The organism is Sodalis sp. (in: enterobacteria), assembly GCF_051710625.1.
Taxonomy (GTDB): domain Bacteria; phylum Pseudomonadota; class Gammaproteobacteria; order Enterobacterales; family Enterobacteriaceae; genus JBPESN01.
The window spans coordinates 17537-33682 of the sequence record NZ_JBPESN010000023.1 but is presented as its reverse complement, the minus strand read 5'-3'; the positions used below and the strand labels follow the sequence as shown (position 1 = coordinate 33682).

The window sequence follows — 16146 nt, the reverse complement described above, 5'->3', positions numbered from 1 at the left end:
AACCAGTTGAGCGGATTCGCGTTTGAATTCAGGACTAAAATTTCTTCTTTTCATTGGTGCACCCGTGTTGTTCTGAGGTGAGCATATCACCTCTGTTCAGGTGGCCAAATTCAGTGTGCCACTACACTTCTTAGCCTAAGTGATGATCTGAACATAAAAATCTTACAGCTTCCTCCTGAAGAAAAAGAGCGTCTAATGCGGCTCTATGACCAAATCAAAAAGGGGGCTAGTGAGGTTGGTAAAGTAGCATCAGAAGATAGCCTAGCAAGCAAACGCAAAAAAGCCGTTTAAAAAACTATAAATTTCTTGTTTATTTTTAGCAACACAATTGTTAATGAGAGAATTTTTAAACGACTTTCAAACTTATCTAAATTACAATCAATCTAGTTCAGAATATAGTGCAAAAAAATCATTTTTCGCTCATTTTTTTGCGACGAGTCCAGAATCAGTAAAATCACTGTAAGCCGCACTAGTAAAGGGCTTCCGGCTAATCCATCGTTCCCCTTAAGAATCCAGAAATGCTTGCCACTCAACATGAGGGGGCAGAGGCCGTCACACCGAATACGGGCGTAAAAGTAATTATTGTTGCTCTGGCCAAAGATGCAAGTACCGCTCGCTAAACAGTGGATAGCAGAAGAAAAAAGCGTTATCGGCGGCGCGAGCGAGGGAGAGCTGCCCAATAACCGGCTGATTCCCCCCCCCCAGGGATGTTTCCGGCGACGGGATTTTGCAAAGAAGGTCGCGGCAAGGGGTAAAGGTTTCGCAAAGGTCAGCACGGGCCTGCCGAGAATCGCTACAGTGAAGGGGTGAACCCGATGTAGAGGAGAAAACAAGATGATGCGCAATACGTTACTGGCTATGGCCCTGATGACCACCGCCGGTCTGGCGAGCCGCGGCGCGCTGGCTGCTCCGACGGCCGGCGCCGGCAATACCCCGACGCTGGGTCCCCCCTGGCGCGCAATACGGTCAGCCCTCGCAGGGAACGTTGTTACCGCCGTTTCCGGGGCCTCGCGGCGGTCCCGGTGGTCCTGGCGGCCACGGTGAGGGTTTTTGCCGCGGCAGTGAGCTTTTCTGCGCCTTGATGGCCAGCGGAAATCCGGCGGATAGCCTGCAGAAATTGACTAGCATCCAGCCGCCAGCCGCCAAGGGCGTGCATTATCAGGTGCGGGTGGCCGTTGTGGCGATACCGGACCACGGTCCGGGCGCCGGGGATGAGCACGGCGGTAAATCGGCGCCAAAACCAGGACAGAACGCGCCTCAGCCATAAAAAGCCGCGGTTTTCAGGGCGCCCCAATGGCGGGCGCCCCAGCCGCAGCTGATCGTCAATCCCCCTTGCGCCGGCCGATTTTGGCGGCGGCGTTTATACGCGCCGCCCTTTTTCAGGCGCTCAATCACGAGGTAATTTGATGCGTGCCGCACTGCGCTGCGCTGCAGACTCCACCAGGAATACACCACGTTAAACATCACCACCAGCGCCGTGACAAAAAACACCGCCCGGAAACCGTAGCTGGCCGAGATAAAGGCGCCGAGCAGCGGCCCGCTGACGTTGCCCACATCGCGAAACGACTGATTGTAGCTGAAGATACGGCCCGCAACCTGACTGGATGGGTTATAAATCAATAGGGTTTGCACCGCCGGCTGCAGCGCGCCATCGGTGGCGACCAGCAGAAAGCGCAATAAGCCTAACTGCCAGGGGGCCTGCACGAATGACGTGGGAATGAGCAGCAGTACCGATAATGCCATTATGCTAATTAATATGTGTTCTGGACCGACCCAATCGCCGAGCTTGCCCAGACGCGGCGCATTCAATAGCGCCGCCATGCCTGGCACGGCGGCAATCATACCGCTGATAAACGTCAGATTTTGCGAACTGCCAGCCAGTTCGCGGACATACAGGGTGAGGATAAACGCAATGGAGCCGGTAGCAACCTGGATGATAAGGGTGGTGATGAACAGGCTCAGCACCAGACGCGGATTTTTCAGCGAGGCCAGTACCTGCCGGCCAGAGAGCATGTCCTTTTTGGGTACCGGAGTGAAATGCTCCTGAACGAACAGCACGGTGGTGATAAAGCAAATAAGCAACACCAGCGGGGTAATGAAGAACACCAGCCGTAAACCGTAGAGATCTGCCAGCAGACCGCCGATTAGCGGGCCCTATCAGCGCGCCACTGACCGCGCCAGTGGATAGCGTACCTAGGCCGCTCTTGTTGCGCGGCACCTGGGTGACGATCAGTGCGTTGGCGTTGGGCACGGAGCCGCCAAGCAACCCGAGCAGCGCGCGCAGTACAAGAAACTGCCAGACGTTCTGAGCCAGTCCAGTCCCATCAGCATCATCACAATTGCCATGCCCAGCGCCGAGCGCTGCAGCATCACTTTGCGGCCTTTTCTGTCGGCCCGCCCGCCCTAAAATGGCAACGCGATGGCGGAAAATAGGAAGGTGATGCTAAATATCGCGCCGGACCACAGATTCAGTTTTTCGGGAAAAGACACCGCCAAGAAGTTCAACGTAGAGCGGCAGGAAAGGCATGACCAGACTGAAGGCGGCGCCGGTGAGAAAACAGCACAGCCAGGCCACGAAAAGATTACGTTTCCAATTGATAAGAGTCGGTACCGGCGTCGTGACGTCCTGTTTAGATATGTACGGCGGTCGACAACACTACAGGGCTGGGAACGCTCTCGCCGGTGGAGATTAAGTCAGGGACACAGTATGCGCCGAAAAGGCGGCAGGGGCAATTTCACCGACCGTTTTTTGCGCGGGTTTTCGCAATCCCCGCGCCGGCGGAGGCCGAATGCGGCAAGAATCAGCGGTACAACGAAGGTTCGCCGGGCGGGCGGGTCTTAAAGCGCCGATGCAGCCACATGTACTGATCCGGCGCCCGCAGTATCCCCTGCTCCACCACCTTGTTCATATAGCTGGCGGCGGCAATATCGCTATCCAGCGGCATGTCGCGTTCATCGGGCAAAATCAACAGCTCATACCCGTGCCCCTGAGGCAAACGGCGCGGCATAAACGGGATCACCGCCGGTTTGGCCGTTTTGGCCAGCAGATAGGTGCCGGCGGTGGTCGCGGCCTGGGGAACGGCGAACAGTGGTGCGAATACGCTGCTTTTGGGGCCATAGTCGTGATCCGGCGCGTACCAGATGATATCGCCGTTTTTCAAAGCGCGAATCATGCCTTTAATATCCGACCGATTCAGCATGGATTTGTTAGAGCGCATACGCCCCCAGGTTTGCAGCCAGTCCAGCAGCGGGTTATCGTTGGGGCGATAGACGCCGATACCGGGGTTATACATGCCAAAAATCCGCCCCCCCAGTTCGAGGGTGAGAAAATGCATGCCGATAAGCAGCACCCCTTTGTTTTCCGCGCGCGCGCCGGCGATATGCTCCAGGCCGCTGACGGAGATCCAGCGCTTGATACGCCAATCAGGCCAGAACCAGGCGATGCCGGTTTCGATAAGCCCCATGCCGACCGATTCAAAATTCTGCCGCAACAGCGCTTCACGCTCCGCTTCCGGCATGGCGGGAAAACACAATTGCAGATTACGGCGCGCGATCACCTCTCTGTGGCGCATGAAGTGCATCGCAAGCCGTCCCAGACGGGTACCCAGCGCGTAGAGCAGCGGATAAGGCAGCAGTACCAGCAAATAGAGCGCCCCGATACCCAGCCAGGTCAGCCAATAACGCGGATGCAGCAAAGAAGAATTAAAAACAGGAAGTGTGGTCATAGCGTCCCATATGTGAATGTTACGGGTGAGCCCGTACCTTCAGTCATGCCGTTATAATACCTTGCAATATTCTGGCATTTTTTTGCTGCGGTGGAATAAAGTGTCGCGCTATGGGAATTATTGGCCTAAGCGCGCGCTTTTTGTGCAATTAGCGGTTGATAACGCTACGTCCGGCGAAATAGCCCCTTTACCTCATGGGGTTCGCAGCGCCAATATTGCTTGGGTCCTTGCACTTGGGCGCCGAGTTTGGCTGCCGCATGCCAGGGCCAGTGGGGATCGTACAATGCGCCGCGGGCCAGCACGATAACGTCCGCATCGTTGTTGGCGATAATTGCCTCCGCCTGCTCCGGCTCGGTTATTATGCCGACTGCGAAAGTTGTAAGCCCGGTCTCCTGCCGGATCCGTCTGGCGAAGGGCACCTGATAACCGGGGCCGACGCTGATGCGCTGCTGCGGTAACAGGCCGCCGCTGGACACGTGAATATAATCGCATCCGGCCGCTTTTAGCGCCCGCGGCAGCGCCACGGATTGCGCCTCGTCCCACCCGCTTTCAACCCAGTCGGTGGCGGAGATGCGCACCTCTACCGCCATGGTTAACGGCGGCGCCTGGCGCAACGCCTGAAATACTTCGAGCGTCAGACGCATGCGGTTTTCCAGGCTGCCGCTGTACCGATCGTTGCGCTGATTGGTGAGCGGCGACAAAAATTGATGCAACAGATAGCCGTGGGCGGCGTGCAGTTTGATGAGATGAAAACCGATACACTGTGCGCGTCGGGCGGCGGTGAGGAACTCGTCTTTGAGCACCGCTATTTCATCAAGACTTAACGCCTGCGGTCTGGTCGCGGCATCATCGTAAGCAAGCGCCGACAGCGCGACCGTTTGCCAGCCGCCCCGTTCGGGAGCGAGAGACTGTCCGCCGGAACCACGGCGGTGCGATGGACGCTTTCCACCCGGTGTGCGCTAGCTGGATCCCCAACGCAATCGGGAAATGGGATTTTACCGTATCCACTACGGCCGCCAGGGCGCGCTCGGTCTGATCGTCCCACAACCCCAAATCCTGCGGGGAGATGCGCCCGACCGGATTGACCGCGGTGGCCTCAAGAATCAGCAGGGCGGGCGCCCGACAGCGGCAGATGGCCGAGATGCACGGTATGCCAGGAGGTCGCTTCCCCCTCAAGGGCGGAATATTGGCACATGGGGGCAATAACGATACGGTTTTCAAGCTGTAGATTGCCCAAAGCAATAGGGCTGAACAGATGACTCATTGGCGGGCCTCTCATCAATGAATGGCCTGCCGGGAAGATCCCCGGAATCGGCACGGGTCGTGGCTAATAGTGATCGCCCTGCGGGGTATCGTCAAGTTGTTGCCCTGGCGCGAGCACGTCCGGGCTAATCGGGGAGGGGAATTTCGCCTCGTGGCTGGCGCTTTGTCGTCAATGCGGTAAAATGCGGCCCGGCGGCCGGGGTAGTGGCCGCCGATAATTTGACTACCGACAGGAACGTACAGCATGCCAGTGTTACATAACCGGGTCTCCAACCAAGAATTACGGGCGCGCATGTTAGCCGAAAGCGAGCCGCGCACCACCGTCTCGTTTTATCGCTATTTTACCCTGAGTGATCCGCAGGGCTTCCGTGATGATCTTTACCGCACGCTCTCAGCGCTGCAGGTCTTTGGCCGCGTTTATATCGCTGCTGAAGGGATCAATGCGCAAATCAGCGTGCTGCAAAGCCGTTTTGATGCCATGCGCGAGGCGCTGTATGCCGCACATCCGCAGCTAAATGGGCTGCGGTTGAATGTCGCCTTGGACGACGACGGTAAATCTTTCTGGGTACTGCGCATGAAAGTGCGGCCGCGGATTGTCGCCGACGGTATAGACGATCCCACGTTCAATCCGGCGAACGTTGGCCATTATCTGAAAGCGGAAGAGGTCAACGCCCTGGCGGACGATCTGCAAGCGCTGTTTGTCGATATGCGCAATCACTATGAGTACGAAGTGGGGCATTTCGACCAGGCCATTGAGATCCCCTCCGACACGTTCCGAGAGCAACTGCCGATGGCCGTGGAAATGTTACAGCATGACAAAGATAAAAAAATCGTGATGTACTGCACCGGCGGGATCCGCTGCGAAAAAGCCAGCGCCTGGATGCGGCATAACGGTTTTAAAAATGTCTATCACGTGGAAGGCGGAATTATCGAATACGCGCGTCGCGCGCGGGAACAAGGGTTACCGCTGAAGTTTACCGGCAAAAATTTTGTCTTCGACGAACGTTTGAGCGAGCGGATCACGCCGGATATTATCGCCCACTGCCATCAATGCGGCGCCCCCTGCGACAGCCATACCAATTGCCGTAATCAGGGTTGCCATCTGCTGTTTATTCAATGCCCCGTTTGTGCCGAACACTATGCGGGTTGCTGCAGCGTGACCTGTTGTCAGGAGGAGCTGTCGCTGCCGCTGTCCGAGCAGCGCTCGCGCCGCGCCGGCCGGGAAAACGGTATGAAAATCTTTAATAAATCCCATCAACGCCTGCAACTGACATTAACAGGGGACGATTCGGCACAGAAATAGCGTCGCGCCTGCCGTCAACGGGAAGCGATTAGTCGCGGCTGGGGTGTGCCGTTGACGGAAAGCGACTAGCCGACGGCAAAACGGCGCAGCACAAACGGCGTTAAATCGAAACCGCTGTCGCGGCCTTCAGCGAAGGCCGCCGGGATCTCTCCCAGCCCGCTGGCAAATTTAAAACCGTGGTCGCTCAGGCCGAATATCACCAGCACATTGTCGTGTTCCGGCAGCGCATCAATGATGAAATCCTCGTCGGGGGAAAGATCATAGGTGCAGGACTGGCCATTAAGACACACGCCGACGCCTGGCAAAAACGTGCGCAGAAAAGCAAACACCTCCGTACCGTCCTCGGCCAGGGAGCCAAACGGTTTACGCTGCTCCGGCGTGGTAATGCGCTGACCGCCGGTGTGTTTACCCACGCATTCTCCAGGGCCGGGAAACTTGCCATCGGGCGCTCCAACGGTGAAGGCGGGGAAATGATTATCTTCGCTGAATCGCTTATCTGCCTGGTGCCAGGAAAACACCTTGCGTACCGGCGTTATCGGCGTTATCGGCGTTATCGGCGTTATCGGCGTTATCGGCGTTATCGGCATTATCGGCGTTATCGGCGTTATCGGCAGTAATTGTTTGACCCAGGTGCCGGCGGCGACCAGCAATTTTCGCCGTTGATAACGGTTACTTTCGCGCGTTTCCACTTGCGCGACCCCGTCGGCGAGGTTGATGTCCGTGACGCCGCAGTTGAAGAGCTGCGCGCAGCCGGGCTTCTCCGCCAGTGAAATATAGCAAGCAATCGCCAGCTCCGATTTCAAATAACCGACCTGCGGCTCAAACACGCCGATATAATCCTCAGGCACCCGCAATACCGGCCAGCGGGTGTTCACCGCGGTACCGGTCATCAATTCGCAAGGTAGCTGGTGGCGTTTTACACCGCTGGCGGCATTCTGAATAAACAGCGATGTGTGCGGCCCGAGATTTATCAAGCCGCTGAGGTGAAAAACCGGCGTTTGGCCGCTATCGCTGAGCGTTTGCCATAAGGTTTGAGCGCGCTGTAGCAGCGACACGTATTTCTCGTCTTCGCCGTAGGCATGGCGTATAAGACGCGTATCGCCATGGTGGCTGCCGGCCCTGGTGCGGCGGAAATGCCGCATCGATCATCAGCACATTCAGTCCGGCCTGCGTGGCGTAATAACCCGCGGCCGCCCTCACAGATCTGCTGCTGATGACGATTAAATCGTAAACCATACCCTCATGCTCCTGAGTGGATTCTGGCGGCCGTCGCGCCGCGTCGGATAGTCGGATAAGTGTAGTGACAGTCTGAAAGCACGAATAGGGTCATCTGTCTGAAATAGGGCCAACGCAAAACAAAAACACCCGCGGCAGAGCTGCGGACGCATGAGGGGTGACAGAACTAATGCTTGCGGTAAACCAGGTGTTCCGTTGATTCTATTTTGGCGATACCGGCTTCAAGTATGGAAATCAGCTGCTTGGCAACATCGGTCGTCAGCGACAAAGTCCGGTCAACTTCCGCATCAGCAGTGGCTTGGTCGGGGGAATTAACATAATGCAGGCGAATCATCATGGCATCATAGGGATCTACTGTACTGATATCCCAGTTGACCAGCGGGTGTGTATGAATGATTTCGTTTTTTCTGTCCATATATACCCCTTATTTGACTCGTTATGGTTTGAGTGACAATGAGGTTCTGGCATCTCCTGGTTCGCAGGTAGCTTCATTATACCCGCCTTTTCTAATTTTTTCGCAATTAGAGACTTTTTTTGTAATAGAAAACGTCGCAAAGGGTTACTGAACGTACCGGCGCCGGCGGCTGAGGCCTGCAGCGGCGCTCATTTTCAGTCCTGCAGCGGCGCGAGAGGCGGCGTCACCGGCGTGACACGTCGGGCCAGCTCTTCCGCTAATTGCGCGAAATATTTCTGCATAACGGCGTCGCGATTTTGATTCTGGGCCTCCAGCATCAGGTTATAAATAAGCAACTGGTTCGCTTTTTCATCGAGGCTAAAAAAAGATAGGAAAAAGCAATTTCCAGCACGCTCAGCCTGCGCTGCTGTTCGCTTATCAATTGCAGTAACTCACCGAAGGTCATCGCTTCTTCTGGTTTTTCCGAGGTCATGGTGTTTTCCCGAAAGCGGTGGTGCCGTCTTGGACAGATAGCGGCAATGGTTTTTCCTATCATAAGCCGCATTAGAAATTTTTACAGGGGTAGCCTGCGTTTTTAGGCGAAAGTGACAAGAAAAAAAAGGCTGGGTAGCGCCCGGCAAGCGGCAGTACAACAAAACACGTTTATGGCGAGAGTGGATCAAACCAATCATCGGCGCTTTCCCACGTCTCTTGCAGGATGTCGGTGATGAGCGCCTTGTCTTCTTTGTTACCGCCCAGGGCCTTTATGCCATTGGCACTGGCATAACGTAGCTGCAGCTTGGCGTCTGCAAACTGCTTATCGATACGAAGATGTAATTCTTTGCTCAACGCCTCGAGGGCACCAGCAGGAAGCGGTGTCGCTTTGGCGAGGGTGATTTCAATGCGCATTGGTCTGCTCTCACAGTAATGGTGCCTGTTTATTTATCGGCCTTCCCTTGTTGTGGTGGATCGGGGCATTATAATGGCAATCTTGATACTCTGAGGTGCCAGCCATGGACGAAAAGTTTCTCTATGCCCACATTCTCAACCTGTCCGCGCCGTGGCAGGTTAATTCCCTCTCCCTCGATAAAAATGCTGGTTCTGTGACGGTCACCGTCGGTATCGCTGAGCATACGCCTTTAACCTGTCCGACCTGCGGTAAATCCTGGCCTATATATGAATGACCATCGACATCCTAAATGGCGTCACCTTGATACCTGCCAGTTCACGGCACTGGTTGAGGCGGATGTTTCTCGCATAATTGCCCTGAACACGGTTGCCGGACACTCCCCGTTCCCTGGGCTGGCCCTGGAAGCCGGTACACGCTGTTGTTCGAGTTCTTTGTCCTCTCATCATGGCTCAAAATCAGCACGGTAGATGCCGTCAGAAAGCAGCTTGAGCTAAGTTGGAATGCCGTGGACGACATCCTGATGCGCGCCGTTAAACGGGGTCTTGCCCGGATAAAAAACCTTTATCAGCCCGCCACCTCTGCGTGGATGAAGTGGCCTTCAAAAAAGGCCATCAGTACGTCACCGTTATCTCTGACCGTCAAGGCCGGGCTCTGAAACTGACAGGTGACCGTGGTATGGAGAGTCTCGCCAGCTATCTGCGCTGCCTGAGCGATCGCCAACTGGACGAGATAAAAACGCTGTCGATGGACATGAACATGGCCTATATCAGCGCGGCCTGGATCCATCTTCCCAATGCTGTGGATAAAATCGCCTTCGACCACTTCCATGTGGCAAAAACGCTCTGCGCCGTTGTTGATAAAACACGTATGGCTGAAATGAAACGCATCCCATCGTCAGACAGGAAAGGGGCTCATCGCTCGCGCTATCTGTGATTTTACGGTAAACAGAATCGGCATGGACGCAGTTCCGACAGGTTGGAAGTTGAACGCTTGGTGTTACCCCAAACCAGTCAGTGCTGAGTCATGAAAGAACTTGCCCGCGACCTGTGACACCGCCGCTATGACAGCCATAGCCGAAAGCTGAGGTAGGAATAAATGATAATGGCAAAGAGCAGCGGAATAGCGCTGATGGCCAGCGTTAACAAGATGGTGGCAAAGCGCCTTTACGGCATCCTGAATGCGATGAAAAACCGAGTGTCAAACGGTAGTGCGGAGTCGTTAAACAGTAAAATACGCCTGCTCAGGATTAAGTCACGCGGCTTCAGGAATAAGGAACGGTTCAAGCCGGGTGTGCTGTTCCACTACGGAAAGCTGAACATGGCGTTCTGAGTCTTTCAGCATGATCGGGGAAGGCTCTTATTTATACAGTATTCTGACGGGGGACGCATCCTCAATAACCCGCGCCGCCGCAATGCCCTGCGTCAGAAGTTCGCTGGCAAAACAGGGAGAGCTATGGGAGTGGCGGCACATTCGCACCAAGGGCAAACAGGCGGCGGGGCGTCTGCCCCGGCGCCGGATGCCGACAACGCTTTATGCGGGCGACGGACGGCGCCCGAGCGGTGGGTTAATGGTCGCTTTCGTCAACCACGGTCCAATTGGGCGTCTGCTCGGCAAGGAAGGGGACCAGCGTTTCGCCGTCACCGCCCGTCAGAGGAATGGGCGCGGGTTGCTGATGGGGTTCACGGCGCAGGGTAATAAAATCATCGTTAAGCGGCAGACCGTAAAAGCGCGGACCGTTTAGCAAACAAAAAGCTTCAAAATGCGCCAGCACAGCCGCAGTCCGATTCTTTACGTCCGCGCGCGTGAGGGGCGGTATCGGTACCGAGGAACAGAAGGTCGCAACCGCTGGCCACCGCCGCGCGCAATGCCTGCTGATGTACATTGCGTTTCAGGATAGGCAAAGTAGAGATGCGGACGCACGCCTCCCACCAGCATATGGTTGCGGTTGAACATGAGATGCTGCGGGGTAAGGGTAGCGGCCAAATACCTATCGCCGGCCAGCACATAATCGGCGGCTTCTTTGGTGGTGATATGTTCAAACACGATCTTCGGCGCCGGAAATTGGCGGCGAATCGGCGTCATGACGTGTTCAATAAAGCGCGCCTCGCGATCAAAAATATTGATGTCTGCCGCCGTGACTTCCCCGTGAATAAAAAGCGGCATACCGATGCTCTGCATGGCGTCAAACAAGGGATAAATGGCGACAATATTCGTGACACCATGCTGAGAATTGGTGCTGGCATTGGCCGGATACAGTTTGGCGGCGGTAAACACCCCCTGGCGCTGGCCGTCAATCAGCGTTTGCTTGTCCAGTGAATCCGTCAAATAGCAGGTCACCAATGGCGTAAACCGGTGACCCGCCGGCCGCGTAGCCAAAATACGTTCGCGATAGGCTGTCGCCTAAGCGAGTGTCGTAATGGGCGGCGTCAGGTTGGGGATAATAATCGCCCGGCCAAAATGGTGGCCGTACCGAGGACAAAAAAAAGACCCGCCGCAGCGGGTCTTAGCGAGGGGAGCTTACAGCGGGTCCGGCGTGTCCGGACGGGTTGCCGGTGCGGTCGCCTGATGGTCCGCGGCGTGACCGCCGGCGGCGCCGCGGCCATCGAAGCGGTAGTCCGGCCGTTGCCAGTCGCTGACCGGTCGCGGCGAAGGCGTATAAACCGGCGCAGGTACTTTGGTCATCGATGCGCTGGCGTGATGCTTAAAGCGCGTGACTGAGTCCTTGGGCATTGCCGGCAACGGCTGTCCGTTTTGCGCCAGCGGCGTGCTGATGGGAGAAGTGGTCTGCCCCATGCCGAGAGTCTCGCTGTCCGCCGCCGACACAACCGGGGGGAGTGCGGCGTCAGAGGACGCAGCGGCCTCCGACGCGACAGAGGCGTCATTGGGCTGTGCAGGCGCTTGAGACAGGTCTGCGGCCGTTTGCGCCACGGTGCCAGCGGCGGCCGGCTCGGCTTGCTCAATCTGGCGTTGTGCCACTTGCCAATCCTCGGAGGCGGTGACCGCTGGCACCTCATCAACGCCAGCTTCCTGTGCTGGTGAGGGATCCTGCGGGACCAGCGTGGTGGGCGGCAGCGCTTCGCTGACCGTCATCGTTCCGTTTGCTACCGTCGCGGCAAATGCCGTCTGTGGCTGTTGCTCTGCGGCGGCAGCCACCTCTGTGGTCTGGGAACCTCCGGCCACATCGGTGAACGCGTCTTGTTCCGGCTGCTCGATGGGCGTGACGGGATAGCTGACCCACACTTTACCCGAGGCCATTTCCGGCGACACGACCGCGCTGGTAAGTGGTACCGGCGACGAGAGCGGATAACGTTCATCGCGGTAACGGCGGCGGCGCTGGCCGCTTACGCGCAGATGACGCGGGGAACGCCGTGAACGGCGCGGAAGACCTGCCTCGTTACCGTTACGTCCGGCATCGGCATTGCCGGCATCGAACGCGACGTCATTCTCGCCTTGCAGGACGTCGTTACTTTCATTGTCGTCCTGACTTTCTACCGCCGCATTTAATGCGGCGGTGGCGCTTTCCGCGGCGGCGGTCGGCGCGGTGGCAGGGGGGGTGGGCCGATCGCCGCCGCGAATTTTGCGATTCAGTGCGCGACGCTGACGGCGCGGTTGAGCCTGAATCGGCTTATCGTCCTCGTCGGAGGCGTTGCCGCCGTCTGACTCTATCGCAGCGGCTGGCAGAGCTTTTATTTCCTGCTCTGCGGTCTGCGCTTTCGCCTCTTGTTGACGTCGGCGCTGACGATCCTGACGCGGTTCGCGACGCGGCTGGACCTGCTCTTCCTGCGGTGTTTCTTCAACAATGTCGCTTGCCGTGTCTGTTTCATTAAGGGTCTGCGAACGCTTGCGGCGCGGATCGTCACGGCCATCCCGGCGCTGATGGTTTTCCAGGCTGGCGCGGGCCGGTTCGCCATTCCGGTCACGGCGGCCGCCCTGCCGGCGTTGACCGCGGCGATCCTGACGCTCCTGGCGACGTGGCGTTTCCGCCTTGGCCGGTGCCTCGACGACTACCGCAGCGGCGGCGTCGGTTTCTTGCTGTGGCGCCGGTGTGCCGAGGAGGGATTTGAAACCGTCGACCAGACGGCCGAACAGGCCGCGCGATGCGCCGGCGCTTGCCGTCAGCGCGGCAAGCGCCGGCGGTATGCTGCTCGCATCAGCCGTAGCCGGTTTCTCGCTGATCAGCGGCGGATCGGGCATCACAAATGCCACTAGCGCCGGCTGTTCTGGGCGTTTGCGCTCCGAGGCAGGCTCCTCTGACGGTTGGGTCATTTCCGCTTCATGCAACTGCGGCAGCAGATAGCTCAGGGTGGGGGCTTCTTCGCCTTTGCGTACGCGCAGTACCGCATAATGCGGGGTCTGCATTTGATCGTTCGGCACGATAATCGCCCGGACGCCGCCCTGACGTTTTTCAATGGCGTTAACGGCTTCGCGTTTCTCGTTCAGCAAATAAGAGGCGATAGGCACCGGCACGATGGCGTGCACTTCGTGGGTATTCTCTTTCAGCGCCTCTTCTTCGATAAGCCGCAGTATGGAGAGGGAAAAAGATTCGTTATCACGAATGGTGCCGGTACCGCCGCAGCGGGTGCAGATGTGATGGCTCGATTCACCCAGCGACGGGCTGAGACGCTGACGGGATAGCTCCAGTAGGCCGAAGCGGGAAATGCGCCCGATTTGAATGCGGGCACGGTCCTGACGGACCGATTCGCGCAGGCAATTTTCTACTTCGCGCTGGTGGCGCACCGGCGTCATATCGATGAAGTCGATAACGATCAAACCGCCCAAGTCGCGCAGACGCAGCTGGCGGGCGATTTCATCCGCCGCCTCAAGGTTGGTATTGAAAGCGGTTTCTTCAATATCGCCGCCGCGGGTTGAGCGCGCGGAGTTGATATCAATGGCGGTCAACGCCTCGGTAGTATCGATGACAATGGAGCCACCGGAGGGCAGCCGCACTTCACGCTGAAAGGCAGATTCAATCTGTGATTCGATCTGGTAGTGGCTGAACAGAGGAATTTCTCCACTGTAAAGCTTAATCTTGCTGGTAAAATCAGGGCGACCCAATGAAGCAATATGCTCTTTGGCCAGGTCCAGCACTTTGGGATTATCGATCAGAATTTCGCCGATATCCGGCCGCAAATAATCGCGGAAGGCGCGGACAATAACATTACTTTCCTGGTGGATCAGAAACGGCGCCGGGCGTCCGTCAGCGGCCTTTTTAATCACCTGCCAGTGTTTGAGGCGGAAAGCCAGATCCCATTGCAGCGCGTCGGCCGACTTGCCGACGCCGGCGGTGCGGACAATAAGTCCCATGCCGTCGGGAAGCTCAAGGGAGGATAAGGCTTCTTTTAGCTCGGTGCGATCATCACCCTCGATACGGCGTGATATGCCGCCCGCGCGCGGATTGTTCGGCATCAGCACCAGATAGCTGCCGGCCAGGCTGATAAAGGTGGTCAGCGCTGCGCCTTTATTACCCCGTTCCTCTTTATCAACCTGTACGATGACTTCCTGGCCTTCGCGCAGCACGTCCTTGATATTGGGTCTGCCATGGGAAGAATATTGAGGAGGAAAATACTCGCGGGAAATTTCTTTAAGGGGAAGGAACCCGTGGCGCTCGGCGCCATAATCCACAAACGCTGCTTCCAGGCTGGGTTCAATACGGGTGATTTTACCCTTGTAGATATTGGCTTTTTTTTGCTCATGTCCGGGGCTTTCAATATCCAGGTCATACAGCCGTTGGCCATCTACCAGAGCGACGCGCAACTCTTCCTGTTGAGTTGCGTTAATTAACATTCTTTTCATCGTAACTTACTCATTTTTTATGCATTGGCATCAGAGCTGCGGGCAAAAAACCGCATGGCCGGGTAATCACCGACGGCCCCGTGACTTGGCGCAAAGCCGTCAACCTCACAGTTGTCGCTTACTAAGGGGCGAATTATTTCGGTAGCTTGTTTCCCATAACGGAAAACAGCACTTCTATAGGGGAATAACGTCTGATGATTATTGCCAAAATGGATTCCTTTTGCTGGCCAAGCTGCAATCCGCAGCCCGCTAACTGCCCGATTAGCCATTACGTCTTACGCCATTGCCGCGTTTAGGCTGAACCAGACAAATTCAAAATTCCTTGATTACTCGTCCTGGACGCGAAAACCTGGAAAGTAAATGCATTATTCCACTGCTGACTCGCATATAGCAAGACGACTTTAGCCATCAATGACAAGTTTCAGACCCATCCTGATGGCTTCTCAAAGAATAGCGTAGCGAGTCCACCGAATCAGAAAAAACCTTTTACTGATGAAACCACAGTTAAGCACATAAAAAGAAGTGGCGCTATGGTGTCGGTATATTTAGAATCCCGGCCCATGAATAAGAATAATCCCGGCGTACATTTTATCACCATCTCCGCAGACGAAGCCGGTCAGCGGATTGACAATTTTTTGCGTACGCACCTCAAAGGGGTGCCGAAAAGCATGATTTACCGCATCGTGCGTAAAGGTGAAGTACGCGTCAATAAGAAAAGGGTAAAACCGGAATACAAACTGCAAAATGATGATGAAGTACGTATTCCGCCGGTGCGACGTTCTGATGAAGAACAGGCGCCCATATCCACCGGACTGGATAAAGTTGCCGCGTTAAATGACGCGGTGCTTTACGAAGACGATCACCTGCTTATCTTGAACAAGCTGGCCGGCACGGTGGTGCATGGCGGCAGCGGTCTTAGCTTTGGCGTTATTGAGGGCCTGCGCGCGTTGCGCCCCGACGCACGTTTTCTGGAATTGGTTCACCGCCTGGATAGGGACACCTCCGGGGTGCTGTTAGTGGCCAAGAAGCGGTCGGCGCTGCGCGCGTTGCATGAGCAGCTGCGCGCTAAAGGAATGCAAAAGGATTATCTAGCGTTGGTGCGCGGTCAGTGGCAGTCCCATGTCAAAACGGTCGCGGCGCCGCTGTTGAAAAACGTTCTCGCCAGCGGCGCGCGCATCGTGCGGGTCAACAGCGAGGGCAAGCCATCGGAAACCCGTTTCAAGGTCGAGGAGCGGTTTACGCTGGCCACGCTGGTTCGAGCCAGCCCGGTAACCGGACGTACCCACCAAATCCGTGTTCATGCTCAGCATGCCGGCCATCCGATTGCGTTTGACGATCGCTACGGCGATGGCACGTTTGATCAGCGGCTGAAAGGCTGTGACCTGAACCGGCTGTTTCTGCACGCAGCCGCGATGCGCTTCGACCATCCCGGCAGCGGCGAAACGTTGCGGATAGACGCGCCGCTGGATGCGTTGTTGCGCCAGTGCCTGTTGTATTTGCGCGACAACCACAAATAGGCGTG

Annotated in this window: 7 protein-coding genes and 6 pseudogenes; 4 read left to right on the top strand and 9 right to left on the bottom strand. The window is 56.5% G+C overall.

All coding sequences use genetic code 11. The annotated features are described in order from the left end of the window. The first annotated feature begins 1081 nt into the window (after positions 1-1081). Positions 1082-1267 (top strand): hypothetical protein, encoded by a 186-nt coding sequence (locus ACTBDU_RS08110; RefSeq protein ID WP_438806119.1) that lies wholly within the window; start codon positions 1082-1084, stop codon positions 1265-1267. Positions 1268-1401: 134 nt separating this feature from the next. Here the strand turns inward: ACTBDU_RS08110 and mdtG are convergent. The 3 genes and pseudogenes from mdtG to ACTBDU_RS08095 all read right to left on the bottom strand — a co-directional run. After that, positions 1402-2638 (bottom strand): annotated as a pseudogene (gene mdtG, locus ACTBDU_RS08105) (multidrug efflux MFS transporter MdtG); the annotation flags it as partial. A gap of 163 nt (positions 2639-2801) precedes the next feature. Continuing rightward, positions 2802-3725, bottom strand: coding sequence for a Kdo(2)-lipid IV(A) acyltransferase (locus tag ACTBDU_RS08100; RefSeq protein WP_438806118.1), 924 nt, complete (start codon positions 3723-3725; stop codon positions 2802-2804). A 164-nt stretch (positions 3726-3889) separates the two neighbouring features. Then, positions 3890-4989: pseudogene (locus ACTBDU_RS08095) on the bottom strand (NADH:flavin oxidoreductase/NADH oxidase). A gap of 243 nt (positions 4990-5232) precedes the next feature. Between ACTBDU_RS08095 and trhO the strand changes: the two are divergent. Continuing rightward, positions 5233-6291: an oxygen-dependent tRNA uridine(34) hydroxylase TrhO gene (gene trhO, locus ACTBDU_RS08090; protein ID WP_438806117.1), complete on the top strand. Its 1059-nt coding sequence runs from the start codon at positions 5233-5235 to the stop codon at positions 6289-6291. Positions 6292-6356: 65 nt separating this feature from the next. Here trhO and ACTBDU_RS08085 read toward each other — a convergent pair. The 4 genes and pseudogenes from ACTBDU_RS08085 to dinI all read right to left on the bottom strand — a co-directional run bounded on the left by ACTBDU_RS08085 (position 6357) and on the right by dinI (position 8830). Further along, a pseudogene (locus ACTBDU_RS08085) lies at positions 6357-7527 on the bottom strand (FAD-dependent oxidoreductase). Between the two features lie 166 nt (positions 7528-7693). After that, complete coding sequence (gene bssS, locus ACTBDU_RS08080) at positions 7694-7942, bottom strand: biofilm formation regulator BssS (RefSeq protein ID WP_438806116.1); 249 nt, start codon at positions 7940-7942, stop codon at positions 7694-7696. Positions 7943-8136: 194 nt separating this feature from the next. Then, a pseudogene (locus ACTBDU_RS08075) lies at positions 8137-8414 on the bottom strand (hypothetical protein). A 170-nt stretch (positions 8415-8584) separates the two neighbouring features. After that, on the bottom strand, positions 8585-8830 hold the full coding sequence (dinI, locus tag ACTBDU_RS08070) for a DNA damage-inducible protein I (RefSeq protein WP_438806115.1): 246 nt from the start codon (positions 8828-8830) through the stop codon (positions 8585-8587). A 104-nt stretch (positions 8831-8934) separates the two neighbouring features. On the opposite strand from dinI, the pseudogene ACTBDU_RS08065 reads away from it, so the two are divergent. Beyond that, positions 8935-10160 (top strand): annotated as a pseudogene (locus ACTBDU_RS08065) (ISL3 family transposase). Between the two features lie 235 nt (positions 10161-10395). On the opposite strand, the pseudogene pyrC reads toward ACTBDU_RS08065, so the two are convergent. After that, a pseudogene (pyrC, locus tag ACTBDU_RS08060) lies at positions 10396-11276 on the bottom strand (dihydroorotase). 72 nt (positions 11277-11348) lie between these two features. Next, a complete protein-coding gene (gene rne / locus ACTBDU_RS08055) occupies positions 11349-14624 on the bottom strand; it encodes a ribonuclease E (RefSeq protein ID WP_438806114.1) in 3276 nt (1091 codons plus the stop codon). Between the two features lie 560 nt (positions 14625-15184). Between rne and rluC the strand changes: the two genes are divergently transcribed. Next, on the top strand, positions 15185-16141 hold the full coding sequence (gene rluC, locus ACTBDU_RS08050) for a 23S rRNA pseudouridine(955/2504/2580) synthase RluC (protein ID WP_438806113.1): 957 nt from the start codon (positions 15185-15187) through the stop codon (positions 16139-16141). Positions 16142-16146 lie beyond the last annotated feature (5 nt).

Coding starts and splice junctions, on each gene's coding strand:
- rne (WP_438806114.1), bottom strand. CDS start 14,624: ATGAAAAGAATGTTAATTAACGCAACTCAACAGGAAGAGTTGCGCGTC.
- ACTBDU_RS08110 (WP_438806119.1), top strand. CDS start 1,082: ATGGCCAGCGGAAATCCGGCGGATAGCCTGCAGAAATTGACTAGCATC.
- dinI (WP_438806115.1), bottom strand. CDS start 8,830: ATGCGCATTGAAATCACCCTCGCCAAAGCGACACCGCTTCCTGCTGGT.
- trhO (WP_438806117.1), top strand. CDS start 5,233: ATGCCAGTGTTACATAACCGGGTCTCCAACCAAGAATTACGGGCGCGC.
- rluC (WP_438806113.1), top strand. CDS start 15,185: ATGAATAAGAATAATCCCGGCGTACATTTTATCACCATCTCCGCAGAC.
- bssS (WP_438806116.1), bottom strand. CDS start 7,942: ATGGACAGAAAAAACGAAATCATTCATACACACCCGCTGGTCAACTGG.
- ACTBDU_RS08100 (WP_438806118.1), bottom strand. CDS start 3,725: ATGACCACACTTCCTGTTTTTAATTCTTCTTTGCTGCATCCGCGTTAT.